The following is a 24187-nucleotide window of genomic DNA, read 5'->3' as shown; positions in this document are numbered from 1 at the left end:
GTACGCCAGGTGATGACCGTACACCACGAGGGGGTGACCCTCGACTGGTTGGGGTACGCGACCATCCGCGTCGCCGGCGAGGACACCGTCGTCTACACCGACCCGGGACGGTACGGCGTCCTGACCGGTGAGTGGGAACCGTACGCGGACGGCGTCGGTCACCCGCCGAGTACCGACTACCGCCCCGAAGACGCCGACGTCGTCTGTGTCACCCACGTCCACCACTACGACCCCGACGGCATCGAGCGAGTCGCCAACGAGGGGACGACGATAGTTGCCTTCGAGGGTATCGACGGTCGTGACGTCGAACGGGACCTCTCGCCCATCGTGGACCTACCCTACGAGGTGCGACAGGTGGACGCGAAGACCCACCTGACCGTCGGCGAGGTGGACGTCTGGTCGTCGCCGGCCCACAACGAACCCGACGGCCCGCACACGCGCCCCGACGGCACGCCCTACCACCCCGAGGGCTTCGGGTGCGGGTTCATGGTCGAGGTGAACGGCACCCGCGTCTACTACCCCGGCGACAGCGACGTCCTGCCGGGCCACCGAACGCTCTCTACCTCCGTGTTCTGCCCTCCCATCGGCCCGCGGGCGACGATGGACCGCCACGAGGCCGCCGCACTCGCCGCCACGATGGACCCGCGTCTCGTCCTCCCCGTCCACTACAACACCTTCTCGACCCTCGAAACCGACTCCCGCGAGTTCGCCGCCGACGTTGCCGAGGCCAGCGTCCCCGTCGTTCTGGACGAGAACTGACGCCGCCAGACGTTTGCCCCCGGCCCGCCCACTCTCACCGTGCCCTACGCAGACCTCTCACACCAGATTCGGTCGGGGATGCCCGTCTTCCCCGGCGACCCGCCGGTGTCCGTCTCGCCCCACGCGACCATCGACGCCGACGGCTACCGCGTCTCCAGCGTGGACTGCGGCAGTCACACCGGCACGCACGTCGACGCGCCGAGTCACACGGAGGCCGACGGCCGTGCCCTCGACGATTTCGCCGTCTCCCGGTTCGCGTGGGACGCCCGCCTCGTGGACCTGACGGGGCGTGACCCCCGCGCTCGAATCCGCCCGGCGGACCTCCCGACGGCCGACGCCGACGCCGTGGTGCTCCACACCGGGTGGGACGCCCACTGGGGCGACCCGGCGTACTTCGAGCATCCGTTCCTCACGCCCGCCGCCGCCCGCCACTGCGTCGAGCACGGCTACGACGTGGCGATAGACGCGCTGAACGTCGACCCCACGCCCACCGACGCGGCGACCGGTGACGAACCCGAGGGGTTTCAGGCTCACCACGCACTGCTGGGGAACGACCGTCTCGTCGTCGAGAACCTCACGAACCTCGCGGGTCTCCCCGACCGGTTCGAACTGCTGGCGATGCCGCTGAAACTCGCCGGCGGTGACGGCGCGCCGGTCCGGGCGGTGGCCCGCTACGACTGACGCGCGGCATCACTCGCTCTCACTTTTCTCGTCCCACGCGGCCCACTCGCGGTGGGCGGCGGCGACGGCGCGGACCTCGTCGGCGTCCAGTCGCCCCGTCTCGGTCACGACGGCCGTCACCGCGTCGGCGGGCGTCACGTCGAAGGTCGGGTTCGCCACCGAGAGGTCGGCGTCGCCGTCGTACACTTCCGCGGCGTCGCGGGGTTCGAGGTCGTAGTCGGCCGTCGCCGCAATCTTCTCGCTCGCCGCGACCACCAGACAGTCCGCGCCCGCTTCCGCCGCCGCCAGCGCCGCCGCGCGGGTCCCGGCCTTGTTGACGACGCGCCCGTCTGGGAGGATGCGGTCGGCCCCGACGAGGACCGCCTCGGCCCCCCACTCGGCCAGTTCGAAGGCGAACGCCGCGTCGGTGGTCAGCGTCACCGCCGTCGCGTCGGCCAGCGACTCGGCGACGCCGACGCCCTCGCCGCCGGGTCGTGACTCCGCGACCAGCACCGCCTCCGGGGCCGCCGTGCGAACCGCGCGCTCGACGGTGCCGGACCGAGAGAGCGTCGCCACCCTGCCCGGAAGCGTCTCGGCGGCCAGTTCGGCCGCGTCGCGGTCGGCGGCCACAGACCGCTCGATGGTGCCGCGAGTGGACCGCTCTACCGACTCTGGCGTCCGGTCGTCGTTCGCGGCCTGCATCGCCCTGTTGACCCGGTTTTCGAGGACGGCCATCGAGGGTCGGGCGTCCCGGAGTCGCCGCGCGAGTGCCGCGAGCGCCGCCCAGTCGTCGCCGTCGCGTTCGGCGACCTCCAGTTCGTCGTGTCGCCCCGTCGCGGCGAGTGCGGCCTCGTCCCGCATGACTTCCAGTGCGCGCACCGAGAGCCACGCCGACCCGTGGGTCCGGTCGTCCCGAATGGTCGCCACGCGGGGCCGCACCCGGTCGTAGGAGGTCCAGAGACGCGGCACCGTCTCGCGGCGCAGTATCTCGGGTGGGTGGACCCACGCCGTCTCTGTCGTCTCCTCGTTCGTCTCGACCGCCCGCGAGTCGCACTCGAACAGGAACGGGTGGACGAGCCACCGGGTGTCCCGCTCTGCGTCCTCGACGGGGAACGGGTCGCCGACGGTGACGAGGGCCACGCCGTCGGCCAGTCCCGTCTCCTCGGCTATCTCGGCGCGCGCCGCCGCCTCCGGTTCTCTGTCGCGTCGCTCACGGCTCGCTTCCGTTCGCCGTTCGCTGTCCCGGGGCCTCTCGCTTCGCTCGCGCCCCCGCTCGTCGTCTGCGACGTGTCCGGCGACGCCGCCCCACCGACCCTGATACGACCCGACGGCGTCGCTTCGGCGGAGGAGCAACACCGCGCCGTCGTCGCGGAGGAACGCGGTGACGACTGCCCGTTCGTCCATGCTCGTATCGTCGGTGTCGTCGGCAATCAAACCGCAGGTCGGTCCCGAGTCATCCACCCGAACGTGACGGCGAGTCTATATGATTGCTCGGGCCGTCTGTACCGGCGTGGCAGACACGACCCCGCACTTCGACCTGTTGGCCGGCGAGTTCGGGCATCGTCCCCGCGCCGTCGTGTTCCTCTACCCCTACGACGACGCCGTGTACGACGAGTGGCTGGACGGCGGGCCGGTGGCCGAGGCGGTGGTGGACGGTCTCGAACAGTTCGTGGAGTTCGGCGCGCTGGGCGGTTACGCGGCGTTCACGCTGGCCGAGGGAGAGCCGTTCGTGGCCGACGACGGCGGGAGCGAGTACGGCGACGCGACGAAGGCGGCGTTCGTGGACGCCTTCGAGGCGTACACGGAGCGCCACCCGGAACTGTACGGCGCTCGGGGACTGCACTACGGCGTCGCCGACGGGTTCGACGGCGGAGGCGGGTTCAGCGCCGACGAACTCGGGGAACTCGCGTTCACCTCGAACGCCCGGATGGTCGTGGGAACGGCGTCCGAGGACGCGGCCCGCGTCGAGGCGTTCACCAAACAGGAGATGGGGCACGCCTTCATCGGCTACCGCCACGTGGCGACGACCAGCGTGCTAGTTGAGCGCGGCAGTCACATGCACGAACACGACACCGGCGTGGTCTACCCTTCGGGCGAAGTGTCACCGATGGCCGTCACGTACCACGACAGTCACGCCGCCCACGGGGCCTGTGCCAACGGTCGCCCGCACTTCCGGGGATACGACCCGAACTACACCATCTGCACGAAGATGGCGGTCCGGCGAACGGCCGAGGCCGTCTTCGGAGGCGAGCGATGAGCGACGACCCGGTCGCGACTCGGCGCGACGTCGTCCGGGCCGGGGGTGTCCTCGGCGGACGTTCGCTGCTCGGCGTCGAGGGGACAGACTCCTCGGATACCACGACGCGTGTGGTCGAGGTCGCCACCGAGTTCGACGTCGACGCGCCCGCCGACGCGACTCTCCGCACGCTACACGTCGACGGGGCGCCGCCCTACCGGGTCGCGGCCGAAAGCGCCCGGCTGGTCACCGACCCGTACGGACCGCTGACGGCGGCCGACCGGGCACTGCTCGACGACGCGGCCGTCGTCGTCCGGGACGCCGCCGGCGTGGACGGGTCCGGCGACCGACTCTCGACGGCGCTCCCCGCCCGGGACGAGACGGTTCGATGGCTCCCGAGGGGACTGACGCCCGACTATCGAGCCACCCGTGCGGTCCGATTGGCCGCGCCGCTCAACGTGCACGTCCCGTCTGTCTCACCGGTCGGCGTGGCGGCCCGCGTCGCCGTCGGGGACGACTGCCACCGCGTCCCGCCCGGCGAGACGCTGACGCTCGAACTGCCGGCCCACACGGCGACTGTCGAGACGCGGACTAACCGCGAGCGGAGCGGAGACGGGACGCACGCTGACGGCTCGGGCGACCCCGAATCGCTCGCGGCCGTTCCGCCCGCCGTCGAGACGGCCGTCGGCGCACTGCGTGCCGTCGTGGCGCCGGTGGTCCGGGTACGGAACCTCGGAGAGCTGACCGTCGCCCACGGTCCGCGCTGACCGACCCGCTCGCCGTCCGACCGCGGACTACAGCGCGTCCAGCAGGCGGTCCACGTCGCCGACGGTGTTGAACGCGTGGACGGAGGCCCGGACGGCCTCGGGGTGCGGGAGCGAACGGACGACGATACCCTCCGCGGCGAGGCGTTCGACGGTCGCCTCGGGGTCTTCGGCGGTGAACGTGACGAGACCGGACTCGTAGCCCTCGGGACTCAGCAGTCGGTCGCCGAGGCCGGCCTTCAGGCGGTCGGTCAACTGCGCGACCCGCGACTGGACGGTGTCCAGCCCCACCGCCTCCATCGTCTCGATGGCCTCGGCGAGGGCCACGTACGGCGCTGGCGAGGTGGTCCCCACTTCGAACCGTCTGGCCCCCTCGTGGTACGCGTACTGCTCCGCGGCCGGGTCCTCGACGCTCCGGTAGCCGATGCGGGTCTGCTGGAGACGGTCGTGGGCCGCCGGGTCGACGTACAGCATCCCGGCACCCCAGACGCCCAACAGCCACTTGTGGCCCGCCGTCGCCACGAAGTCCGCGCCCCACTCGGTCACGTCGACCGGGTGTTGGCCGACCGACTGGACGGCGTCTACGAGCACCTGAGCCCCGGCGTCGTGAGCGATATCTACCACCTCTCCGACCGGCAACCGAGTGCCGTGGGTCCACGTCAGCGAACTCATCGTCAGGAGGCGGGCGTCCGCGACGGCGTCTTTCACCGCGTCCACGTCGAGGCGTCCCTCCTCGGTCTCCAGCACTCGCACCTCGACGCCGTGGGTGTCTGCCAGTCGGTCCCACGGCAGGGTCCCGGCGGGGTGTTCGAGGTCCGTGCGCACGACCACGTCCCCGGGTCGCCAGTCGATTGCGCCCGCGACGAGGTTGACGGCGTCGGCGGTGCTCCGGGTGAACGCCACGTCTTCCGGGCGGGCGCTGATGTGGTCGGCCGCCACCTCCCGTGCGGCGGCGATGGCGTCCCACGCGACGGCGTACGGTCCCGCTCCGGCGGGCGCTTCGTAGGCGTGTCGCTCCAGAAAGCCGGTCGCCGCCTCGACGACCGGGCGCGGACTCGGGCCGCTCGCTCCCGTGTTGAAGTACGTACAGCGGTCCAGCGCGGGTATCGACGCGCGAAGCTCCGAAGGGTCCATACCCGGTGGTCGCGCGCCGGCGCCTTGAGGACTGGGTCTGCCGGAGACGGGTTCGCGCGGGCTCACACCGCCGTCGCGACGGCCCCGCCCAGCGCGACGCCGGCGAGCGACACCGCCAGCGTCCCGCCCGCGTACAGCGCCGCCTCGCGGGGGTGTCCCAGTTCCGCCAACCGGACCGTCTCGAAGGCGAACGAGGAGAACGTCGTGAACGCCCCGCAGAACCCGGTACCGACCATCAGCGCGACCGACTCGCCGACCGGTGCGGCGACGAGCGCGCCCAGCAGGACGCTCCCCAGTACGTTCACCGCCAGCGTGTCTGCCCGGTCGCGTTCGAGGCGGACCCCGACGAGGTGGCGGCCCAGCGCACCGGCCGTCCCGCCGAGGCCGACGAGCAGGAGGGGGTTCACGACACCCACCTCGCGACGAGGCGGCCGAGGACGACGCCGAGGAACGCCAGCGCGTAGTTGGCCGCGACGTTCCCCACCGCGAGCATCGGCGAGAGGTCGCTGGTCTGGACGGCGAACGTGCTGTACGTGGTGAACGAGGAGAGAAAGCCCGTGCCGAGGACCAGCCGCGTCTCCGCGGAGAGGACGTCTGCGAGGTGGGCTTCGTACAGCAACACCCCGAGCGCGAAACTGCCGGCGACGTTGACGAGGAGGGTGCCGACGACCGCACCGTCGACGGTACCCATCCCCGGCGTCGCAATCGAGACGGAGTGGCGCATAATCGCCCCCACGAACCCACCCAACGCGACGAGCAGGAGCGGTTCGGCCCGCGAGAGGGCGTGCGACTCGGTCATTACCGGTCCCTCGCGGTGGCGCTACTCGTCAGTTGTGATGTGGGGCGCGGGTCCCCGGTCTGCTCTCGACCGGGCCGAGACTCGTGGACTCTCGCCACCGTGCAGGGTCCACCGCTCTCTGACCTGCACGTAGTGGACCGATTCCGTGACGTCGTCGACGACCAGCGCCGCCCCCGTCTCCGTGGGCAGTCGCCGCTCGATGCCGCCGTCGAGGTAGGTGGGCCGTGCCTCTCCCAGTGCCGCTACGTCCGCCTCGCTGGTCAGTCGATGGGCGACCAGCAGGTCGGCCTGCGAGGCGGCGACCGACGGCAGGGCGCTGGGCCGCTGTGTCGCCAGCCAGCAACTGACGCCGGGGTGACGGCCTCGCGTCAGCAACCGACGGAGCGCCCGGGCCGCGACGCCGTCGGTGAACGCGTGGGCCTCGTCGACGAGGAGCCACGGGAGTCGTGACGTCTCCTCGGCCACACGCGCGTCGTACAGCGACCCGGCGACGGCCGCGAGGACGGCGTTCGCGGGTGTGCGGTCGAGGCCCGAGAGGTCGAGGACCGTCACGCGCCCGTCACAGAGGCGCTCGGCCGACAGCCCTGTCGGGTCGAACACGCCCCACGACGCCGCCAGCGCGAGGTGGTTGCTCGCGGCCCGACGCGCGACCGGGTCGGCGTCGCTCTCCGCGACCCACGCGGTCATCCCGGAGAGCGTGTCGCGACACGCCGCCGCCTGCCAGACGAGCGCGCCCGCCCCGCTCTCCGAAGAGAGGCCGAGAAGGGAACACCACAGCGGCGGGGCCAGGGCGTCGGCCCGGACCCGGGGTTCGAGTACCGCCGCGTCGACGTCGGCGTCAGCCAGCGGGGCGAACGCCCCCATGGGGTCGGCGACGACGGGCGCTATACCCTCGGTGTCGCCCAGTCCCTCCAGCAGGACGCCCAGCGTGTACGTCTTGCCCGACCCGCGCTTGCCGACGACCAGTCCCGCGTGTGGCCGGTCGAGGTCCACGTCCACCGGCGCGCCGTGGCTCCCGTCCCGTGCCCGGTAGTGGCCGAGTCGCGCCGTGGGCCCTCGCCCGTCCGCTCGTCCGATGACGACCATACCGACGCTGGCCGCCGGTTCGTACTTGAACCTCCGTCCGAGGGTTCAAGTGCGATACCGTGGCCACGCCGTCGTATGACCGACTCACTGTGGCGCGACGAACGCGCCATCGAGGGACTGCCGATACGACTGGTCATCGCGCTGGTCGTCGGCGTCGCCTGCCTGAGCGTGATGATGAGCACCATCTCCGGCATCGAGACGTTGCAGGTCACGGAAGTCGACGTGCAACCCCACCCGGAAGTGACGACGCCCGGGGAGCGCGAGGTGACCGTCACCGTCGTCGACCCCGAGGGTGCCCCGGTGTCCGGTGCCACCGTCGTCGCCAAGAGCGGGACGGCGACGCTCGACAGCGTGGCGACGGCCGAGACGGGGGCGGCGGGCAACGCCACCCTCTCGCTGTCGCCGTCGCTGGGAGCGAACCAGCAGGAGGGGACGGTGGTGTTCGACGTGAAACCGCCCGCGAGCAGCAGCTATCAGGATAGCCGGTCGAACACGGACTTACTGGTGGTCTCCGGCTAGTCCCAGTCTATCCAGTCCTGTTCCCATCCGGTGCGGGACTGGGCGTTCCGTCGGGCGTGCTCTCGGTCCTCGCGGTGGGTCCGGTTGCGCTCGACGGTGTCGGCCTGTTCGCCCTCGACGAGCATCGGCCGGAAGGCGACGCTCCCGAGTCGCTGGGCCTCGCCGTGGGCGTCGACGGTGGCGAGCGTCTGCTGGTTCGCCCCCAGCGGCATCACCAGTCGGCCGTCCTCGGCCAGTTGCGAGACGAGGGCCCGCGGCGGTTCGACGGCGGCGGCTTCGAGGAGAATCCGGTCGTAGGGGGCGTACTCGGGGAGGCCGTCGGCCCCGTCCCGCCGGTCCACGAGGACGCCCTCGTAGCCCGCGTTCGCGAGGTTCTGTCGGGCCTCGATGACGAGGCGGCGGGTGATGTCGATGGCCTGCACGCGGGCCGCACCGACACGTTCGGCGAGGACGGCGGCGGTGTAGCCGACGCCGGCCCCGACGACGAGTACGTCGTCGTCCTCGCTGGGGGCCAGCGCTTCGAGTAGACGCGCGGCGGTACTGGGCGAGAGTACGCGCGTTCCCAGTCGCTCGAACGGCCGGTCGGCGTAGGCCTGTTGCTCGCCGACGAACGCCTCGCGCGGGACCACACGCATCGCTGCCGACAGCCACGCGCTCTGGACGACGCCCTTGCTGTCGTGTTGCAGGCTGTCGACCATGTCGCCGCGCAGTACCGCGGGGTCCATACCCGAGGTTCCGGCCGGAGCTATATGAATGACGCGCCCGGCGGTGACACAAGACTGACTGCCTGCGGCGTCGTAGCGGTCCGCATGCCGGGACTCGCAGACCCCGCGCTCGGCAGCGACCTGCTGACGCGGGTGGTCGCCCTCCTCGCCAGCGTCGCCGTCCTCGCCCTCCCTCTCGTGGCCACACGCATCCGTCCCGCCCGTCTCGCGGTCGGCGGCGGCCTCGCGTACGCCGTCGTCTGTGTCGCCTGTTGGCTCGGTGCCCGTCTGCTGACCGATGCCCTGCCGAGCGGCATGGCGACAGCACCGCTGTCGACGGCCCTGCTGGTCCTCGGTGCTCTCGTCGTCCTCGGAGAGCAGGCCGCGGTCCCGCTGTACGCCTACCGGCGGTACGGCCTCGTCGTGCCGCTAGTCGGACTGGCACTCCTGACGAACCTCGTCGTCTTCTCCTTCCTGCTCGTCCGCCGCGAGACGGACCCGCTCGGTCTCTACACGCTGTTGTTCGGACCGCTCCTCGTCGTGGGGTTGGCTGTCGTCGGGGGACTCGAACTCGGCGGCCGACGACTCCGCTCTCGGGGTCTGTGACTACTGCAACGGCACGAACCGCACCGCACCGTGGTCTTCGCGGGCCAGGGACCCGTCGGGCCGTCGGCGTGCGCGGACCAGCGTCTGTCTGTGGGTGCCGATGGGGGCCAGCAACAGACCGCCGGGCCGGACCTGTTCGACGAGGCCGCTCGGGAACTCCGAGGCCGCGCAGGTCAGGTACGCCGCGTCGTAGGGGGCGTTACCGGTCCACCCTCGTTTCCCGTCCCCCGCCCGGACGGACACGTCGCCGTACCCCGTCTCGGCGAGTGTCTCGCGCGCCTGCTCTGCCAGTTCCTCGTGGTACTCGACGCTGTAGACGTTGTCCGCGCCGACGAGTTCGGCGGTGACCGCGGCGTGATAGCCGCATCCGGTCCCGACTTCGAGGACGCGGTCGTCCCGCCGGAGAGCGAGTAGTTCGGACATGATGGCGACCATGTGCGGCGCGGAGATGGTCTGGTCCTGTCCGATTGGGAGCGGCCGGTCGCGGTAGGCGTCGGACCGGTAGTCTTCGGGGACGAACCGGTGTCGCGGAACCGCGTGCAGGGCCTCGAGAACGCGCTCGTCGTCGACTCGCTCCTCGCGGAGGCGGTCGACCAGCGCGGCCCGGGCGCGGTCCCAGTCGGGCATCCTACCAGGCCGACCACGCCGTCGTGGACTCGTCGCGAACGTACAACCGGTTGATGTCTTTCGCCACGGCGCTGTCGCCGTCGAAGTCCATCTTCTCGTGGTCGTAGCCGTGGGCGTCGTCGCGGACGTGGATGCCCTCGACCGTGAACTCCTCGTCGCCGAACTCCTCGGTCTCGCCGACGACGAACTCGTAGTCGCCCGGAACCTGTAGTTTGAAGCTCTCGGTCTCGTCGTGTCGCCCGTCCTTCGGGTGCATCGTGACGTTGACCGCGACGTTCCCGACCGCGCGGGACCAGATGGTCTCGACGGCTTCGACCGAGGCTTCCTCTTCGCGGCCCTCGTCGGTCTCCAGACTCGTGATGCGGACCGTGAGAACCGCCTCCGCGGTCTCCAGCAGGAACTCCTCGCCGACGGCGAGGTCGGCGTCCTCGGGCACGTCTACCTGTGCGGTGAACGACTCGCCGTCCTGCGAGACGATGACGTCTCGCTGGAGGGTCGTCTCCTCTGGCAACTGTTCCTTGTGGACGTGGTCGCAGTCGGTACAGCGGACGGTGACGTGGCCACCGGGTTTGAGCACCTCGTGGACGGTCTCTAAGTCCGGCGAACAGGCCGGACAGGGGAGCGCGACGCGCTCTCCGGGTGTCGCTTCGGTCATACGCCCGTCTTGACGGCCCGGGCCTAAATGGTCGTCGCCACGGCTCTCGTCGTGGTTCTCCGTCGCACGGACGGTCGGCCGGCCGAGTGCTCACTCGCTCCGGGGCAGTTCCACTTCCGTGCCGTCCTCGCGGCTCACTCCGTCCACGGGTCGCTACGCTCCCCGTTCACATTCGAGGCGACTCACTACGCTCGCCGCTTCGCCTTCACCGCTCGGACTGTGGGAGGTCTACGACCTCCCCATCCGCGAGCACTGTGGGTTCCGTCAGGATGCCGTCCAGATGGATGGGGGCGTGGGTGTCCCCGCCGATGGCGTGGTCGTCGCCGACGGCGATGTGGACCGTCCCACCGGCCTTCTCGTCCAGCAGGACCGACCCGACCAGTTCCGTCACGGCGACGTTGGTGCCGATGCCCAGTTCCGCGAGGTTGTAGGCGTCTCGACCGGCCTCCTCGGCAGCCGCCTCGACCTGTTCGCGAATCGCCGCGTCCTCGATGTCGGTGACGTAGCCGTCTTCGACCTCGAAGCGGAGTTCCCGCCCGTCGAGTTTGCCGTAGGGACGCATGGTCCCATCGACGACGAAGGTGCCGTCGGCCGTCTCGGGCGCGAGGAACACCTCGCCGGCGGGGAGGTTCGACATCTCGCCGGGTTCGTGGACGATGCCGGTGTCGAGGTTCCACTCCCGGGACCCGACGCCGAACGTGATGTCGGTTCCCTGCGGCGACGTGACGCGAATCTCGTCGGCGTCCTCGACCTGTGCGAGGACGTCCTCGCAGTGCCGTCGGATGGCCTCGTAGTCGGCGTCTAACCCCATCAGGAACACGCCCTCGCTGATGCCGGGGAGCGTGGCGACGCGGGCGCCGGCGGCGTTGGCCTCGCTCCGGGCCTCGGTGTGGCTCAGGCTCTTGGTCGTCGGCGCCAGCACCACGTCGGCGCTCCGCATCGCCGCCGCGACCGGTGCGGGCGGTTCCTCGCCGTGTTGGGCCCCCGGCGGGTACCGGACGAAGACCGTGTCGTCGGTAATCTCCGCGGCGACGCGGTACAGCGCCTCCCCGATGGCCTTGCGTTCGTCGTCGGTGACGACGGCACACGATTCGTCGGGCTGGAGGTTCATGCACTGCCTGACGGCCGTCTCCGCTGGCGCGCGAAGCGAGGAGTTGTCCATACCGTCGCGTCGGCCCCACACGGATTAACTCTTGGTGGAAACCCCGGCCGAACGCCGGTCGAATCCGGCCCGTGTGGGGCGGTAACAGCCCTCGATAGTACAACTATCCGAGTTAATTTCTATCACTATTAACCGCAAAGAATATGCCCGCTCCAAGAGAACGGTCGTCCATGCTCCACGTGGGCATCAACGGCTTTGGCACCATCGGCAAACGGGTCGCTGACGCGGTCCGTGTCCAGCCGGATATGACGGTGGCGGGCGTCTCCAAACGCTCCCCGAACTTTGAGGCAACTATCGCACACGACCGCGGATACGACCTCTACGCCGCCGGCGAAGACGGTAGGGTCCCGTTCGACGCCGCGGGCCTCACCACCGCCGGGACGGTCCACGACTTGGTCGAAGCCAGCGACGTCGTCGTCGACACGACGCCCGGTGGCGTGGGCGCGAGTAACGCCTCTCTCTACGAGGACCACGACACGCCGGCCATCTTCCAAGGTGGCGAGGACGCCGACGTGGCTGACGTGAGTTTCAACGCTCGTGCCAACTACGACGCCGCCGTGGGTGCCGACACCGCCCGCGTGGTCTCCTGCAACACCACCGGCCTCTCACGCCTGTTCGCGCCCCTAGAGGAGAGCTACGGTATCGAGAAGGCCCGGGTCACACTCGTCCGCCGGGGCGGTGACCCCGGACAGACATCGCGCGGTCCCATCAACGACACACTGCCGGACCCCGTCGAGATTCCCTCTCACCACGGCCCCGACGTGCAGACGGTGTTCCCGGACCTCGACATCGACACGATGGGCATGAAGGTACCGACGACCCAGATGCACACCCACAGCGTCAACGTCTCGCTGGAATCCACGCCCTCGGCCGAGGAGGTCCGCGACCTGCTGGGCCGGGAGTCGCGCCTGTTCCTCATCCCGGAGACGCTCGGCATCGACGGCGCCGGGAAACTCAAAGAGTACACCCGCGACGCCGGCCGTCCGCGCGGCGACGTCTGGGAGAACTGCATCTGGGCGGAGTCGGTCACCGTCGAGGACAACGACCTCTACCTGTTCCAAGCCATCCACCAGGAGGCCGACGTGGTCCCCGAGAACATCGACGCGGTCCGTGCGCTCTCGGAGCGGACCGCCAGCGCCCGGCAGAGCATCGAACGCACCGACGCCGCCCTCGGCGTTGGTCGCGGCCTCGTCGAACACGAGGGGAGCGTCGCCCGAAGCACCGCCGACGACTGACTGACCGGTCGCCGGTCAGCCCAGTTCGTGGAACGTCAGGTCGCCGCTCTCAGTATCGAGCGTCGCCACCGAGAACGGGTCCGGTGCCGGCGGGATGGCGATACCGCCGGGGTTGATGCGGACTGTCCCCCCGTACTCCTCGCTTCCGGCCTGATGCGTGTGCCCGTGACAGACGTAGTCGTAGGTACCGCACTCGACGAGGGCGTCGACGACGGCCCCGCTGGTGCCGTGGTACACCGCGAACTCGGCGCCGTCGAGTGTGAGTTCGCCCATCTCCCCGAGGTAGGTGCCGAACTCGGCGACGGTCGATTCGAGCGCCCACTCGCCGTCGTTGTTCCCGCGAACGGCGTAGAACTCCCAGTCGCCGTCGAACGGGGTCGCCGAGAACGGGGCGACGAAGTCACCGCAGTGAACCACCGTCTCGACGCCCGCCTCGGCGAACGTCTCGACGCTCTCCTCGACCAGTCCCGCGTTGTCGTGCGTATCGGAGACGATGCCCACCTGCATGTGCCGGCGTTCGACCGGCGGTCACAAGAGCGTACCCCTCGGCCCCGTCCCGCGAGGCTTTTGTCCCGCAGGACCGAACACCGGTCGATGGCACAGGGCATCCTCGATACGCTGGGGCTGATGGCCGTCGTCGTCTTGGCGATTCCCGTCGGCCTGTTCGGCGTCGAGCATCTGGTTCGCGGCGAGGTGGTCGCCGGCGCCGTCTACCTCGGTGTCGCCGTCGGGATGGTCGCGATAGAGCAGTACCTCACGACGCCGACGGACGTTCCGGGGATGGTCGCGGAGAAGACGGTCGGGGCCGTCGTCAAGACCGAGGACCCGACCGAGGAAGACTAGCGCTCCGAGCGCCAGCGGTCGGGGTCGTCGGCCGCCAGATACTCCGTCAGGAGCGAGGGGAAACTCCGCCCCTTCAGATAGCGGAGGCCGAAGTCCTCCGCCCAGTTGATGATGCCCTGGTCCTCCGTGACGACGCCCGCCTCCAGTTCCTTCGCCAGCATCAGGAGGTCGAAGTCCTCGCGGGAGTCGAGCACTCCCTGTCGGAGCGTATCGCGGTACTCGTCGCGCAGGTCCGAGATGACCTTGTCCACCTCGGTCATGTGGTCGTGTTCCTCGACGGTCTCGGCGCGGGACTCCTCGGCCTTCCGGACGGCCTTCTCGGAGACGCGCAGGCCGCGGTCGACCCGGTCTGACATCTCGTCGATGAACTTGTAGACGAGGTCCGCCGGAATCATCACCTCGTGGTGGGCCGGCGCCTTCGTGATGACCCACGTGTCCAGTTTCGTCAACACGTCGTCGCCGACGTCGCGGTTCTCCAGCATCCCCGTCAACTCCGTCTTGATGGAGGGCGGCATGTAACAGGAGATGTTGTGTATCTGCTTCGCCGCCGCGATGAGTTCCAGCAGGTCCCGACACGCCGCCTCGACGTCTTGGTCCGGGCCGCGTATCTCCGTCGTGAGAAACAGCGAGGTGTCCAGCACGAACCGTTGTTTGAGCGGGCGGTCGGCCATACCGGCGGTTGGACGCCTGTGCACTAATGTCTGCTGACGGTTCGGTGGCCCCGATAGGTTTAGTCGCTGTGTGAAAAAGTACCATGCATGGTTCGGGACTGGTCGTCGGTGTTCGACCTCGGCGACACCGACCCCGACGACTTGCTGGAACACTTCGACCGGGCGTGGTTCCGCGGCCGAGCGTACCGCTACCTCTCGGACGCGCGCCACGGCGTCGAACGCGGGACCGCCGTCGTCGACGACGTCGTCGTCCGCGGGTATCCCTCGATGCCCCGGGCACTCGTCCTCGAACCGGCCGTCCACGCCACGTTCGACGGCCCGGTCGCCGTCGAGGAGAAACTCAACGGCTACAACGTCCGGGTCGCCCGCGTCGACGGGGACTTGCTGGCGTTCACCCGGAGCGGGTTCGTCTGTCCGTACACCACCGGGAAGGTGGAGGCGACGCTCGACGCCGACGGCTTCTTCGAGGACTATCCGGAGTACGTGCTCTGTGGCGAACTCGTCGGCCCGGAGAACCCCTACACCGAACACGACTACCCCGAAGTCGACGGGGCGGCGTTCTACGTCTTCGGTATCCGCCACCGCGAGACGGGCGACCCGATGCCGGTCGACCGTCGCCGCGAGTGTTGCGTCGCCTACGACCTCGACCCGGTCCACCACTACGGGACGTTCTCGCCCGCGGCGGCCGTCTCGACGGCGAGAGAGGCCATCCGCGACCTCGACGCCCGCGGCCGGGAGGGGGTCGTCCTCAAGTCCGTCGACGGCCGGCGCGCGCTGAAGTACACCACCAGCGCCATCCACCGCGCCGACCTCGAACACGCCTTCGCGCTCCCGTTCGACTACGGCAGGGACTTCATCTTCACCCGCGTCATGCGCGAGGCGTTCCAAGCCGTCGAGTTCGAGGAGTCGCCCGAACGTGTCCGAGAGCGCGCCCGGAAACTGGGCGAGTCGGTCCTGCTCCCGGCCGTCGAGACGGTGCGGGCCGTCGAGGCCGACGACCCCGTCGGAGACACGCACACGGTCAGGGCCGACCCCGAGGTTGTCGAGGCGTTGCTGTCGTACTTCCGGGACAAGGGACTGGAACTGGCGGTCGAACGCGACGAAATCGAGGACGGCGAGCGGGTGGTCACCTTCACGAAGGTCGCACGGTCGACCCGCGACAAGACGGCGTACTTCCTCTCGGGCGGGACGATAGACGAGTGACTCAGTCGGCGACGATGGCCTCGCCGGCCTCGTCTAGCAGTTCGTCGATGGAGCGCTCGCTCGGTTCGTTCTCCAGCAACACGTCGATGGGGAGGGTGGGCGCGCCGTCGACGAGGTTCTCCATCAGGACGAGTCGCTCGCGGGCACGGGACATCCCGACGTAGAAGACGCGGCGCTCGTTGTCGGTCAGGGTCGGCACCGGACTCGTGTGCTTGGTGAACTCCTCGACGGACGGCACCTCGATGCCCTTCTGGTCGACCGTCGCGGCCATCTGCTCGACCACCTTCTCCGTGAGGTCCGTCGCGACGAACACGTGGTCGGCCTCACGACCCTTCGCGGAGTGGATGGTACCCAGACGGACGCGGTCGGGGTCCATCCCCCGGTAGTCGCCCTTGAAGTAGGCGCCGACGGTGCGTTCCTGAAAGTTGGTCACCTTCCGGAGCATGTCCGCGGCCGAGGCCGGGTCGGGGACGAACGGGACGTGGTCGGTGACGACGTCCGGTTCTATCTCTATCTCGGCGATGTCGTCGGCCTCGTTCGCCTCCTCGATGTCTTCGAGGGCGTCGAAGAAGTCGTCGCGCTCGCCGGTCCCGAAGGCGGAGTCGACGAGCATGTCGGCCAGTCTACGGGCCTCGAGCACAGAGAGCGTCTCCTCGTTCTCGACGGCCTCGACGGCCCTGACGTACTGGCTGAGGCGGTCGGTCCACATCCGCTGGTCGGTCAGACAGGAGAAGGGGATGCCGTCGCCGATGAACTCGTCGATGAACTGGAACATCTGGTAGCGCGCCCGGAACAGCACCATCACCGTCTCGTCGGACTGGTCGACGGTGCCGGTGACGTTGCGCGCCAGGTCGTACATCGAGGGGTTCTGGACCGCCTCGACGCGGCCGCCCTCCTTGCGCGGGTTGAGGTCTTTCTCCTGTCGTTTCTCGATGTGGCGCACCTCGCGGTTGACGACGTTGAGGATGCGCGAGGGGAGACGGTAGGAGTTGGGGAGAATCTCGTCCTGCGTGACGTCCTCTTCGAGCAGGAGGTCCGGGTCGGCCCCCTGCCACGCGTAGACGACCTGGTCGTCGTCGCCGGCGATGAGGACCCGCTTCATGTGGGGCTTCCACTCCTCGTAGACGTCGTACTGCAGGGTCGTGATGTCCTGAAACTCGTCGATGATGAGGTAGTCGACGTTCGGGAGCAGGGAGCGCTGGGCGACGCGTTCGAGCATGTCGGCGAACCCGGTCAGGTCGTTGTCGCCCTTGTAGGTGCGCCACCCGCGGATGGCGCTGGGCACGTCCACCCGGTCGTCGTCGGTGGGCCACGTCGGCGTGTACTTGTTGCCGGTCTGGGCGTTGTCGTCGATTTCGGGCGGGAGGCGGACCTCCTCGTCGTCCCACTTGAACGGGACGTCGTACCAGTCGGCCACGTCGCGGCGGGTCCGCTGGAGCCACTGGCTGGTGGCGATAATCTTGTTGCCGAGCGTCGTCGACCGGGCCGAGCGACGCCGCGACCCTTCGTACTCGTCCTCGTACTCGATGCCGAACTGCTCGCAGAACTCCTCCTTGTCGTCCTCGCCGACGACGTCCCCCCGCGAGAGGTTGAGCAGTTCGTACGCCTTCGCGTGCATCGTACAGACGTTGCCGCGAAGGGCCCGTGGCGTCAGGTCCAATCGTTCGGCGAGCCGTTCCCGTATCTCCGCGGCCGCGGCCCGCGTGTACGAGACCACCAGTACGTCCCGGAAGTCGACGTCGTCGTCTTCCAGCAGTTCCTCGACGCGGTCGAGCAGCGCCGTCGTCTTCCCGCTTCCCGGCCCACCGAACAGGCGGACTACCTCGGTGGTCGAATCAGTCATTGCACACATACTAGCCCCCCGGACCAATAAACGACGTGCTTTGGAGAGGTAGGGCCGCGACCCGGTGCTGCGGGTCGCGACCGCCGACTATCGGTACAGCGAGACGTACAACATGGCGAACCCGATGATGAACGGGATGGTCTCGGCCATCTGGAAGAACACCCGTACGAGGGCACCCACCTCGCCGGCGCTCAACTGCGTGATGACGCTGGAGACGGCGACGCCCATGCTGATGAACGCGAACCCGACGAACGCGTACTGCAGACGCTCGGAGGGTCGTTTCCGGTACGCCTGAAAACTGATGAGGGTGATACCGAGGGTCAGGCCGAACACGACCATCCGCATCAACACGAGGGCTCCGCGCGCGATTGCGACGCCGTCGGCCATCGTCTCAGGTCTCTCCCGTCATGCGGTCACTCGGGGTTCAGTTCGTCCCACAACTGGCTGAATCGGTCGGGGAGGTTCTCCTCGCGATAGATGCGCACCTTGTACTCCTCGTCCTCCAGGGAGATGACCGTCGACTCGAAGTTGGACTCGTACACCTTGTAGTGGTTCCCGTCCTCGGCGACGAGCGTGTGGTCCGTGACGAGGTCGTACTCGTCAAGCAGTTCGATGCGTCGATACACCGTCGGTAGCGAGAGGTCACACTCCTCCGCCAACTCCTTGGCCGAGTGTGGCTCGCGGCTGATCGCCGCCAGCACCCGCCGCGCGTGCTGGTCACCGATTGTGTCGAGAATCTCCTCGATGCTCTGGTCCTCTGCCACTGTGAATGAGTTCTCATCAGGTCATATAAGCGTTTTCGAGACCCGAGGGTTGTTTCACGCTCGGAAAACGCTGGTGGGTTTATATGGCCGTTCCGTCACTACGCCCTACTGCGGATCGCGTCCAGGTGAGATGATGTCCGGAGACAACCTCCGTCGCGTGGCGACGGGCAAGGCGATGGGTGAACGACCCGACGAGCGACTGACCCCCCTCGGAGGGCTCGACGACCCACGAGCGAACGACACCGCCAGTCGCGACGACATTCCGGAGTCGCTGTTGACTTCGGTCATCGACGACGTCGCCGAGGGCGACCTCGCCGTCGACGACGGTCTCGTTACTCAGAGCCTGGACGAGATTCTGCTCGCGCTGATCGCGTTGTCTGACGACGAGACACACGGGACCGGGCTCATGGAGGGACTGTCGCGTCTGTTCGACGCCCAGTTGAGTCCGGGGACGGTGTACCCGCGTCTGCACGACCTCGAAGCCGACGACACGCTCACGGTGCACGAGTTGGTGCAGACCAAACAGTACTCGATTACCGACACCGCCGCAGCGGAGTCGCGTATCGAGCAGGCGGCGTACAGACATCTCCTCGTGGGGATGTTCCTGCACGCGTCACTGGACGCGCTGTAATCGCCGCCGTCCTCTCCATCGCGGCCGCGGGGCCGACGACTGACCCCCGTCGGCTCCGCGCCGCGACGACGGACTCCGGCGGGCGACGACTGACCCCCGTCGTCCGTCGGACGATTCTCGTCTCCGACCCCGAACCACCAGACGAGCGTCTCGCGATAGCTCCCGCTCGCCGACCGAGAACGCCGAAAAAACGGAGCGTCGACCGCCGTTCAGTTTACCGGTGTCCAGCCACACACCGAGCACTCGTTCGCGGCCGACTCGTGAAGGCCGCCGCAGTCCGGACACTGCTTCTTGTTGTAGTTCTCCTCCCAGCCCGTCTCCTCGACGTCGTGGCCTCGCTGGGAGAGGAATTCGTCGAACATGTCGTCTCCACTCGGTGCGGTCGCCATACATGTTATGGTATAGCACACCAGTATTTAGGCCTACCGATACCGAGAAACGTTGCCACTCGACACGGACTGTGTCACCAGTGCACGTGCACCGGGCGGGACGCGCCGCTGGTCGTTCTCCGACCGCGCTCGGGTCCGTTCCGGTCAGAAACCGAGCAGAAGTTGGATGGGCCCTGCCGGATTTGAACCAGCGCTCAATCGGTTATGAGCCGATCGCTTTAACCAGACTAAGCTAAGGGCCCTCGTGGGTCGTTTCTCGGTTGCCCGTCTTTAGCCTGTCGGGTCTACGTCGGTCGGTTCGCCGTCGGCGGCGTCCGCGGACCGCTCGTCCGACGCAGTCGACGCTCCTCGTGGGTCGTCGTCGGAAGAATGACGCCACCGCCAGGGCTCGAACCTGGGACAACCTGGGTAACAACCAGGTGCTCTACCAACTGAGCTACGGCGGCTTGCTCGCATGCATCGATTGACGGAGTTGTTAAATAGGGCTTTCGTTTCCGACCGCCATCGACACGCTTTCACGCACTCTGTGAGTACCGCCGGGCATGAGCGACGAGTTCGACGCCGTCGTCGAGCGGGTCCGCGACCGGGTCTCGCCCGACGGCGAGGAACGCGAGCGGTTACAGCGGGCCGCCGAGACGGTGATGGAGCGGGCGCGGAGCGCCGTCGCCGACCTCCCCGTCTCGGCGGAGGTGATACAGGTCGGCTCGACGGCCAGAGGGACGTGGACCGCGGGGGACCGCGACGTGGACGTGTTCGTGGCGTTCCCGCCGGACCTCGACCGTGAGACGTTGGAGGCGTACGGGTTGGAAGTCGGCCACGTCGTCCTCCCGGACGGCCGCGAGGAGTACGCCGAACACCCCTACGTGGTCGGGGAGTGCGACGGGTACGACGTGGACCTCGTGCCGTGTTACGCCGTCGAGGACGCGACGGCCATCCAGTCGGCCGTCGACAGGACGCCGTTCCACACCCGCTACCTCGACTCGCGGCTGACCGACGCCCTCGCGGGGGAGATTAGAGTCACCAAGCAGTTCCTGAAGGGTATCGGTGCCTACGGGAGCGACCTCCGGACGCGGGGGTTCTCGGGCTACCTGACCGAGCTACTGGTGCTGGAGTACGGGGGGTTCCGCGCGTTGGTGGAGGCGGCCGCCGACTGGCACCCGCCGGTCACCTTCGACCCCGAGGACCACGGGACCGTCTCGTTCGACGACCCGCTCGTCGTGGTCGACCCCACGGACCCCGAGCGCAACGTCGCAGCCGTCTGCTCGGCGACGAACGTGGCTCGGTTCCAGCACTACGCGCGGGAGCTACTGGCCGACCCCAGAACGGGGCTCTTCGAGGCCGACACACCGGACCCGTACGACGCCGACGCCGTCGGGGCGGCCGTCGAGCGTCGGGGAACGACGCCGGTGGCGCTGCGGTTCGACGCGCCGGACGTGGTCGAGGACCAACTCTGGCCGCAACTCCGGAAGTCGCTCGGGGGGGTGACGGACGAACTCGACCGACGGGGGTTCGATGTCCTCCGGTCGGCGGCGTTCGCCACGGGCGGGACGGAGGTGGGCGGTTCGGAGACCGGTGACTCGGAGACCGACGCGGAGGCCGTCCTACTGGCGGAACTCGCCGTCGCCGAGCGCCCGGCAATCGAACGCCACGACGGGCCGCCGGTCCACGTCCGCGAACACGCGGCGGGGTTCTACGAGGCGTACGCCGAGAACTCCGAGGTGGCGGGCCCCTTCGTCGACGGCGAACGGTACGTGGTGGAGCGACCGCGAGACGTGCGGACGGCCGAGGCGTTCCTCCGGAGCGACGCACTGTTCGACGTTCGACTCGGGCCCCACGTCGAGTCGGCGCTCGAAGCGGGTCACGAGGTGCTGGTCGGCGAGGACGTCGCGGAACTGGCCGACGCGTTCGGCGTCGAACTGGCCGGCTACTTCGACCCGAAGCCCTGAGCGGCGACGCGGTCTAAGACGTCTCTGGCCTCCTCGCTCACGTCGTCGTCCGGTTCTATCGGGTCGTAGCCGTCGAACACCTCGTGGACCGTCGTCACCGAGTCCGAGAGGGTGTCGAGGCCGTAGCCGCCTTCGAGGACGAAGCCCAGTCCGGCGTCGCAGTCGTCGGTGAGTTCCCGCACCCGCTGGGTCATCGCGCCGTACCCCTCCGTCGTCACGCGCATCCGCGAGATGGGGTCGTGCTCGTGGGCGTCGAAGCCGGCGCTGACGAGCACCAGGTCGGGGTCGTAGTCGGCGACGGCGGGCGCGATGGCCTCGTCGACGGCGGCGAGGTAGTCGGCGGTGTCCGCGCCGGGTTGGTACTTGACGTTGAGGTTCGTCCCCTCGGCGTCGCCCTCACCTGTCTCGTCGATGGCGCCGGTGCCGGGGTAGAGGCCGTCCTCGTGGATAGAGGCGTAGAACACCTCCTCGCGGTCGTAGAAGATGTCCTGCGTGCCGTTGCCGTGGTGGACGTCCCAGTCGAAGATGGCGACTCGCTCGGCGGCCCCGTCGAGGGCGGCCTGTGCGGCGACGGCGGCGTTGTTGATGAAACAGAACCCCATCGCGTCGTCGTAGACGGCGTGGTGGCCCGGCGGCCGCCCGAGTGCGAAGGGCGTGTCGCGCGCAGAGACGCCGTCCATCGCGGCTTCGGCGGCCCAGACGGCCAGTCCAGCGGAGGCTACCGCGGCGTCCCACGTCGCCTCGACGGCGACGGTGTCCGCGTCCCAGTTCCCGCCGCCGTCAGCGCAGAACTCGCGGAACTCCTCGACGTAGTCGGCGTCGTGGACGCCGTGGACCAACTCCATGTCGACGTCGCTGGCGGCGACGTACTCCACGCCGTGGCGTTCCTTCAGCGCGCGTCTGACCGCCCGGAGTCGGTCGGGACTCTCTGGGTGGCGCGGGCCGGTGTCGTGGTCCAGACAGACCTCGCGGTAGCCGAAGTTCATTCAGTAGTACTGGGCGAGTTCGAAGTAGGTCTCTACGTCTGCCGCCTTGACTGTTCGTCGGTCGGCGTGACGGGCCAGCGTCGCGGCGGCGGCAGCCACGTCGTCGGCGAACGCTTCGAGGAGGCTGGCGAGGGCGACCCGAGCGTCCATCGCGACGCGGTAGTCGTCGGCGATGTCCAACCGCGCGATGCGGTCGACGGGTGCCACCGGCAGTTCCAGTGCGTCCTTGTCCGGGACGTGTTCGACGCCGAAGTCCGACGGCATCAGCGTCTTCCGGCCGTCCGCGGTGGCCTCCTCGGCGGCGGTGACCGCCAGCGACGCTCCTCGCCGTTGAATCCGACGTGCCAGTTCCTCTGCCGCGTCGGCGCTGACCCGCAACCCGTCCGCGTTCCGCCGGATGACGGCGTCCACCGGCGCGAACGGTAGCTCGACGCTCATACCCACAAGCGGGAGTGTTGCGGCCTTAAGAGTTTCCGTAGCGGCGCTCCCCCGCTCAGAACACGTCGTCGGCGTCGAGGCGACCGTCGGTCAGCGCGCCCCGCACCGTAATCTCCTGTCCCAGTTGGACGCGCTCGCTCGTCTCGACGCTCATCGTCTCCTCGCCGTCGTCCAGTACGACCGGGTCGCCGGTCTGGACGACGGTGCCGGTGAACTCGACCTGTTCGGCGGCCTGTGCGCCGCCGCTGTCGCCGGCACTGCTGGCACTGCCGGCCGACCCGCTCGACGCGTCCGCTCCCCCGTCGTCGCCGGCGAACGAGGAGAGGCCGGCGTGTTCGTCGTCGCCCGAGGGGGCGGGGGCGCTCCCGACGTTCGCGCCGTCGTCCAGCACGACGACCGTCGAGGCCCAGTTGGCCGAGGCCTCCTTGTCGTCCTGCCAGCCGTCCTGTATCTCCACGTCGGCGGCCAGCACCTCGTCGCCCGGCGCGATTTCCTTGTCGGCCTTGTCGCCCCACAGCGCCACCCGGATGTCCCCGGTAGCGTCCTGAATCCGGACGTTGCGGACCTGCCCCTCGCTCCCGTCGTCCCGGTCGAAGGTGCGTTTGGGGTCGGCCGAGCGGACGACGCCGGCGATGTCCACCGTGTCGCCGATTTCGACGCGCTCGATGGGGTCGGCGTCGGGTTCGAAGTCGACGGCCTCGTCTATCTCGTCGATGGCCCCCTCGTCGCCGACGTGCAGTTCCAGCGCCCCGTCGCGCTCGCGGACGTAGCCGTCGACCACCTCGACGGCGGTACCCGGGGCCAGTTCCTCGGCGCGGTCGGCGCGGTCGTCCCACATCGTCACCCGTACACGGCCGGTCTCGTCGCCCAGCGTGAGGTTCGACACTCTGCCCTCGCTCCCGTCGTCCCGGTCGAAGGTGCGGACGCTGTCTGTATCGAGGACGAGTCCGCGCAGGGTCACGTCGGATTGGCCCATCGTCAGCGACTCGACGCTCGACCCGTCGCCGGGTTCGACGTCGATGGTGGCGTCCTCGTCGGGTTCGGCCTTGTCGACGGACACTTCCAGCCCGTTGTACCCCTCCTTCGGTCGGCCCTTCACCCGAAGCACGTCCCCGACGTCCAGCGCGCCGTCGTCGATGTCGGCGGCCTGCTGGTCCCAGAAGGCGAGTCGGATGGTGGCCGTCTCGTCTGCGGCCTCGACGTTGATGACGCGGCCGTCCTCGTCCTCGCCGTCCCGCTCGAACGTCTTCAGGTCGCCGATGGCCATCACCTTCGCGAGGAACTTCACCTCGTCCATCCCGGGTTCGACGTCCGCGATGGTCTCGACTTCGCCCTCGTTGAGTTCGTGGGCGAGCAACATCGCGGCCGTCTCCTCGTCCGCGAGGCCCCCCATCTGTTCGACCTTCTCTTCGACGGCCTCGCGGAACTCCTCTTCGGAGACGTCTGTCTCGAGGTCCGCGTAAATGTCCTCTATCGCACCCATCTATGGGACGCAGGGATGGCCCGCGCTTAAGCGTTGTCGTTGGT

Annotated in this window: 29 protein-coding genes and 2 tRNA genes; 11 read left to right on the top strand and 20 right to left on the bottom strand. The window is 69.0% G+C overall.

All coding sequences use genetic code 11. The features are described from left to right. Positions 1–12: 12 nt before the first annotated feature. A complete protein-coding gene (locus tag Hhyl6_RS06875; RefSeq protein ID WP_483738469.1) occupies positions 13–759 on the top strand; it encodes an MBL fold metallo-hydrolase in 747 nt (248 codons plus the stop codon). Positions 760–798: 39 nt separating this feature from the next. Then, a complete protein-coding gene (locus tag Hhyl6_RS06870) occupies positions 799–1440 on the top strand; it encodes a cyclase family protein (protein ID WP_483738468.1) in 642 nt (213 codons plus the stop codon). Between the two features lie 9 nt (positions 1441–1449). On the opposite strand, the gene Hhyl6_RS06865 is transcribed toward Hhyl6_RS06870, so the two are convergent. Next, positions 1450–2823 (bottom strand): eIF2B alpha/beta/delta subunit family protein, encoded by a 1374-nt coding sequence (locus tag Hhyl6_RS06865; protein WP_483739681.1) that lies wholly within the window; start codon positions 2821–2823, stop codon positions 1450–1452. A 106-nt stretch (positions 2824–2929) separates the two neighbouring features. On the opposite strand from Hhyl6_RS06865, the gene Hhyl6_RS06860 reads away from it, so the two are divergent. Both Hhyl6_RS06860 and Hhyl6_RS06855 read left to right on the top strand, forming a co-directional pair. Next, positions 2930–3676 carry a hypothetical protein gene (locus Hhyl6_RS06860; RefSeq protein ID WP_483738467.1) on the top strand — a complete coding sequence of 249 codons (747 nt, stop codon included), beginning with the start codon at positions 2930–2932 and terminating at the stop codon, positions 3674–3676. Then, complete coding sequence (locus Hhyl6_RS06855; protein ID WP_483738466.1) at positions 3673–4422, top strand: hypothetical protein; 750 nt, start codon at positions 3673–3675, stop codon at positions 4420–4422. Before Hhyl6_RS06860 ends, Hhyl6_RS06855 begins: the two co-directional genes overlap by 4 nt. Before the next feature lie 27 nt (positions 4423–4449). Here the strand turns inward: Hhyl6_RS06855 and Hhyl6_RS06850 are convergent, their stop codons facing one another. The 4 genes from Hhyl6_RS06850 to Hhyl6_RS06835 all read right to left on the bottom strand — a co-directional run bounded on the left by Hhyl6_RS06850 (position 4450) and on the right by Hhyl6_RS06835 (position 7438). Continuing rightward, complete coding sequence (locus Hhyl6_RS06850; protein ID WP_483738465.1) at positions 4450–5553, bottom strand: aminotransferase class V-fold PLP-dependent enzyme; 1104 nt, start codon at positions 5551–5553, stop codon at positions 4450–4452. 62 nt (positions 5554–5615) lie between these two features. Next, complete coding sequence (locus tag Hhyl6_RS06845; RefSeq protein ID WP_483738464.1) at positions 5616–5960, bottom strand: fluoride efflux transporter FluC; 345 nt, start codon at positions 5958–5960, stop codon at positions 5616–5618. Further along, a complete protein-coding gene (locus Hhyl6_RS06840; RefSeq protein ID WP_483738463.1) occupies positions 5957–6352 on the bottom strand; it encodes a CrcB family protein in 396 nt (131 codons plus the stop codon). The genes Hhyl6_RS06845 and Hhyl6_RS06840 overlap by 4 nt, the downstream gene beginning before the upstream one ends. Before the next feature lie 21 nt (positions 6353–6373). After that, on the bottom strand, positions 6374–7438 hold the full coding sequence (locus Hhyl6_RS06835) for an ATP-binding protein (protein WP_483738462.1): 1065 nt from the start codon (positions 7436–7438) through the stop codon (positions 6374–6376). Between the two features lie 75 nt (positions 7439–7513). Between Hhyl6_RS06835 and Hhyl6_RS06830 the strand changes: the two genes are divergently transcribed. Beyond that, positions 7514–7957 (top strand): carboxypeptidase-like regulatory domain-containing protein, encoded by a 444-nt coding sequence (locus Hhyl6_RS06830; RefSeq protein WP_483738461.1) that lies wholly within the window; start codon positions 7514–7516, stop codon positions 7955–7957. Here the strand turns inward: Hhyl6_RS06830 and Hhyl6_RS06825 are convergent. Further along, positions 7954–8682, bottom strand: coding sequence for a protein-L-isoaspartate O-methyltransferase family protein (locus tag Hhyl6_RS06825; protein WP_483738460.1), 729 nt, complete (start codon positions 8680–8682; stop codon positions 7954–7956). The two genes, Hhyl6_RS06830 and Hhyl6_RS06825, sit on opposite strands and share 4 nt — an antisense overlap. An 84-nt stretch (positions 8683–8766) precedes the next feature. Between Hhyl6_RS06825 and Hhyl6_RS06820 the strand changes: the two genes are divergently transcribed. Beyond that, on the top strand, positions 8767–9267 hold the full coding sequence (locus Hhyl6_RS06820) for a hypothetical protein (RefSeq protein WP_483738459.1): 501 nt from the start codon (positions 8767–8769) through the stop codon (positions 9265–9267). Here Hhyl6_RS06820 and Hhyl6_RS06815 read toward each other — a convergent pair whose 3' ends face one another. The 3 genes from Hhyl6_RS06815 to Hhyl6_RS06805 all read right to left on the bottom strand — a co-directional run bounded on the left by Hhyl6_RS06815 (position 9268) and on the right by Hhyl6_RS06805 (position 11711). Next, entirely contained in the window at positions 9268–9894 is a 627-nt protein-coding gene (locus Hhyl6_RS06815; RefSeq protein ID WP_483738458.1) for a protein-L-isoaspartate(D-aspartate) O-methyltransferase, read from the bottom strand. A gap of 1 nt (position 9895) precedes the next feature. Beyond that, a complete protein-coding gene (locus Hhyl6_RS06810; protein WP_483738457.1) occupies positions 9896–10549 on the bottom strand; it encodes an HVO_0476 family zinc finger protein in 654 nt (217 codons plus the stop codon). A 205-nt stretch (positions 10550–10754) separates the two neighbouring features. After that, positions 10755–11711 carry an aminopeptidase gene (locus Hhyl6_RS06805; RefSeq protein ID WP_483738456.1) on the bottom strand — a complete coding sequence of 319 codons (957 nt, stop codon included), beginning with the start codon at positions 11709–11711 and terminating at the stop codon, positions 10755–10757. A gap of 170 nt (positions 11712–11881) precedes the next feature. Between Hhyl6_RS06805 and Hhyl6_RS06800 the strand changes: the two genes are divergently transcribed. After that, entirely contained in the window at positions 11882–12946 is a 1065-nt protein-coding gene (locus tag Hhyl6_RS06800; protein ID WP_483738455.1) for a type II glyceraldehyde-3-phosphate dehydrogenase, read from the top strand. Positions 12947–12961: 15 nt separating this feature from the next. Here Hhyl6_RS06800 and Hhyl6_RS06795 read toward each other — a convergent pair whose 3' ends face one another. Beyond that, on the bottom strand, positions 12962–13453 hold the full coding sequence (locus tag Hhyl6_RS06795) for a metallophosphoesterase (RefSeq protein WP_483738454.1): 492 nt from the start codon (positions 13451–13453) through the stop codon (positions 12962–12964). Between the two features lie 87 nt (positions 13454–13540). On the opposite strand from Hhyl6_RS06795, the gene Hhyl6_RS06790 reads away from it, so the two are divergent. Continuing rightward, positions 13541–13789, top strand: a complete 249-nt coding sequence (locus tag Hhyl6_RS06790; protein WP_483738453.1) for a DUF7533 family protein — start codon at positions 13541–13543, stop codon at positions 13787–13789. On the opposite strand, the gene Hhyl6_RS06785 is transcribed toward Hhyl6_RS06790, so the two are convergent. Beyond that, a complete protein-coding gene (locus Hhyl6_RS06785; RefSeq protein WP_483738452.1) occupies positions 13786–14460 on the bottom strand; it encodes an RNA ligase partner protein in 675 nt (224 codons plus the stop codon). The genes Hhyl6_RS06790 and Hhyl6_RS06785 overlap by 4 nt on opposite strands. Before the next feature lie 87 nt (positions 14461–14547). On the opposite strand from Hhyl6_RS06785, the gene Hhyl6_RS06780 reads away from it, so the two are divergent. Continuing rightward, positions 14548–15663, top strand: a complete 1116-nt coding sequence (locus Hhyl6_RS06780; protein ID WP_483738451.1) for an RNA ligase — start codon at positions 14548–14550, stop codon at positions 15661–15663. A 1-nt stretch (position 15664) separates the two neighbouring features. On the opposite strand, the gene Hhyl6_RS06775 is transcribed toward Hhyl6_RS06780, so the two are convergent. The 3 genes from Hhyl6_RS06775 to Hhyl6_RS06765 all read right to left on the bottom strand — a co-directional run bounded on the left by Hhyl6_RS06775 (position 15665) and on the right by Hhyl6_RS06765 (position 18270). Continuing rightward, complete coding sequence (locus tag Hhyl6_RS06775) at positions 15665–17506, bottom strand: UvrD-helicase domain-containing protein (RefSeq protein WP_483738450.1); 1842 nt, start codon at positions 17504–17506, stop codon at positions 15665–15667. Positions 17507–17593: 87 nt separating this feature from the next. Next, a complete protein-coding gene (locus Hhyl6_RS06770) occupies positions 17594–17893 on the bottom strand; it encodes a DUF7521 family protein (protein ID WP_483738449.1) in 300 nt (99 codons plus the stop codon). 26 nt (positions 17894–17919) lie between these two features. Beyond that, entirely contained in the window at positions 17920–18270 is a 351-nt protein-coding gene (locus Hhyl6_RS06765) for an ArsR/SmtB family transcription factor (protein WP_483738448.1), read from the bottom strand. A 133-nt stretch (positions 18271–18403) separates the two neighbouring features. Here Hhyl6_RS06765 and Hhyl6_RS06760 point away from each other — a divergent pair, with 133 nt between their 5' ends. Continuing rightward, positions 18404–18901, top strand: a complete 498-nt coding sequence (locus tag Hhyl6_RS06760; protein WP_483738447.1) for a PadR family transcriptional regulator — start codon at positions 18404–18406, stop codon at positions 18899–18901. Positions 18902–19110: 209 nt separating this feature from the next. Here the strand turns inward: Hhyl6_RS06760 and Hhyl6_RS06755 are convergent, their stop codons facing one another. The 3 genes from Hhyl6_RS06755 to Hhyl6_RS06745 form a co-directional block, all read right to left on the bottom strand. Then, positions 19111–19290: an HVO_0416 family zinc finger protein gene (locus Hhyl6_RS06755; protein ID WP_483738446.1), complete on the bottom strand. Its 180-nt coding sequence runs from the start codon at positions 19288–19290 to the stop codon at positions 19111–19113. 167 nt (positions 19291–19457) lie between these two features. Beyond that, positions 19458–19532: transfer RNA gene (locus Hhyl6_RS06750), tRNA-Ile, on the bottom strand. 131 nt (positions 19533–19663) lie between these two features. Further along, positions 19664–19736 (bottom strand) — tRNA-Asn (locus Hhyl6_RS06745). Positions 19737–19832: 96 nt separating this feature from the next. Between Hhyl6_RS06745 and cca the strand changes: the two genes are divergently transcribed. Further along, on the top strand, positions 19833–21236 hold the full coding sequence (cca, locus tag Hhyl6_RS06740; protein ID WP_483738445.1) for a CCA tRNA nucleotidyltransferase: 1404 nt from the start codon (positions 19833–19835) through the stop codon (positions 21234–21236). Here cca and Hhyl6_RS06735 read toward each other — a convergent pair. Genes Hhyl6_RS06735 through Hhyl6_RS06725 form a run of 3 tightly spaced genes read right to left on the bottom strand, consistent with a single transcriptional unit; the run spans position 21215 to position 24143 of the window. Next, the gene (locus Hhyl6_RS06735; RefSeq protein WP_483738444.1) at positions 21215–22222 is read right to left on the bottom strand and encodes a histone deacetylase family protein; all 1008 of its coding nucleotides are present in this window, start codon (positions 22220–22222) and stop codon (positions 21215–21217) included. The two genes, cca and Hhyl6_RS06735, sit on opposite strands and share 22 nt — an antisense overlap. Then, positions 22223–22660 (bottom strand): histone, encoded by a 438-nt coding sequence (locus Hhyl6_RS06730; protein ID WP_483738443.1) that lies wholly within the window; start codon positions 22658–22660, stop codon positions 22223–22225. A 55-nt stretch (positions 22661–22715) separates the two neighbouring features. After that, entirely contained in the window at positions 22716–24143 is a 1428-nt protein-coding gene (locus tag Hhyl6_RS06725; protein ID WP_483738442.1) for a single-stranded DNA binding protein, read from the bottom strand. Positions 24144–24187: the final 44 nt, after the last annotated feature.

The organism is Haloarcula sp. H-hyl6 (assembly GCF_056934455.1).
Note: the sequence above shows the minus strand (reverse complement) of the source record. Positions and strands in the feature narration are given on the sequence as shown.

What these genes read in the sequence shown, in the direction of transcription:
- Hhyl6_RS06835 (WP_483738462.1), bottom strand. Translation starts at nt 7,438, where the DNA reads ATGGTCGTCATCGGACGAGCGGACGGGCGAGGGCCCACGGCGCGACTC.
- cca (WP_483738445.1), top strand. Translation starts at nt 19,833, where the DNA reads ATGAGCGACGAGTTCGACGCCGTCGTCGAGCGGGTCCGCGACCGGGTC.
- Hhyl6_RS06760 (WP_483738447.1), top strand. Translation starts at nt 18,404, where the DNA reads ATGTCCGGAGACAACCTCCGTCGCGTGGCGACGGGCAAGGCGATGGGT.
- Hhyl6_RS06775 (WP_483738450.1), bottom strand. Translation starts at nt 17,506, where the DNA reads ATGACTGATTCGACCACCGAGGTAGTCCGCCTGTTCGGTGGGCCGGGA.
- Hhyl6_RS06770 (WP_483738449.1), bottom strand. Translation starts at nt 17,893, where the DNA reads ATGGCCGACGGCGTCGCAATCGCGCGCGGAGCCCTCGTGTTGATGCGG.
- Hhyl6_RS06850 (WP_483738465.1), bottom strand. Translation starts at nt 5,553, where the DNA reads ATGGACCCTTCGGAGCTTCGCGCGTCGATACCCGCGCTGGACCGCTGT.
- Hhyl6_RS06810 (WP_483738457.1), bottom strand. Translation starts at nt 10,549, where the DNA reads ATGACCGAAGCGACACCCGGAGAGCGCGTCGCGCTCCCCTGTCCGGCC.
- Hhyl6_RS06840 (WP_483738463.1), bottom strand. Translation starts at nt 6,352, where the DNA reads ATGACCGAGTCGCACGCCCTCTCGCGGGCCGAACCGCTCCTGCTCGTC.
- Hhyl6_RS06730 (WP_483738443.1), bottom strand. Translation starts at nt 22,660, where the DNA reads ATGAGCGTCGAGCTACCGTTCGCGCCGGTGGACGCCGTCATCCGGCGG.
- Hhyl6_RS06735 (WP_483738444.1), bottom strand. Translation starts at nt 22,222, where the DNA reads ATGAACTTCGGCTACCGCGAGGTCTGTCTGGACCACGACACCGGCCCG.
- Hhyl6_RS06780 (WP_483738451.1), top strand. Translation starts at nt 14,548, where the DNA reads ATGGTTCGGGACTGGTCGTCGGTGTTCGACCTCGGCGACACCGACCCC.
- Hhyl6_RS06795 (WP_483738454.1), bottom strand. Translation starts at nt 13,453, where the DNA reads ATGCAGGTGGGCATCGTCTCCGATACGCACGACAACGCGGGACTGGTC.
- Hhyl6_RS06785 (WP_483738452.1), bottom strand. Translation starts at nt 14,460, where the DNA reads ATGGCCGACCGCCCGCTCAAACAACGGTTCGTGCTGGACACCTCGCTG.
- Hhyl6_RS06815 (WP_483738458.1), bottom strand. Translation starts at nt 9,894, where the DNA reads ATGCCCGACTGGGACCGCGCCCGGGCCGCGCTGGTCGACCGCCTCCGC.
- Hhyl6_RS06725 (WP_483738442.1), bottom strand. Translation starts at nt 24,143, where the DNA reads ATGGGTGCGATAGAGGACATTTACGCGGACCTCGAGACAGACGTCTCC.
- Hhyl6_RS06805 (WP_483738456.1), bottom strand. Translation starts at nt 11,711, where the DNA reads ATGGACAACTCCTCGCTTCGCGCGCCAGCGGAGACGGCCGTCAGGCAG.
- Hhyl6_RS06755 (WP_483738446.1), bottom strand. Translation starts at nt 19,290, where the DNA reads ATGGCGACCGCACCGAGTGGAGACGACATGTTCGACGAATTCCTCTCC.
- Hhyl6_RS06875 (WP_483738469.1), top strand. Translation starts at nt 13, where the DNA reads ATGACCGTACACCACGAGGGGGTGACCCTCGACTGGTTGGGGTACGCG.
- Hhyl6_RS06865 (WP_483739681.1), bottom strand. Translation starts at nt 2,823, where the DNA reads ATGGACGAACGGGCAGTCGTCACCGCGTTCCTCCGCGACGACGGCGCG.
- Hhyl6_RS06855 (WP_483738466.1), top strand. Translation starts at nt 3,673, where the DNA reads ATGAGCGACGACCCGGTCGCGACTCGGCGCGACGTCGTCCGGGCCGGG.
- Hhyl6_RS06825 (WP_483738460.1), bottom strand. Translation starts at nt 8,682, where the DNA reads ATGGACCCCGCGGTACTGCGCGGCGACATGGTCGACAGCCTGCAACAC.
- Hhyl6_RS06800 (WP_483738455.1), top strand. Translation starts at nt 11,882, where the DNA reads ATGCTCCACGTGGGCATCAACGGCTTTGGCACCATCGGCAAACGGGTC.
- Hhyl6_RS06820 (WP_483738459.1), top strand. Translation starts at nt 8,767, where the DNA reads ATGCCGGGACTCGCAGACCCCGCGCTCGGCAGCGACCTGCTGACGCGG.
- Hhyl6_RS06790 (WP_483738453.1), top strand. Translation starts at nt 13,541, where the DNA reads ATGGCACAGGGCATCCTCGATACGCTGGGGCTGATGGCCGTCGTCGTC.
- Hhyl6_RS06830 (WP_483738461.1), top strand. Translation starts at nt 7,514, where the DNA reads ATGACCGACTCACTGTGGCGCGACGAACGCGCCATCGAGGGACTGCCG.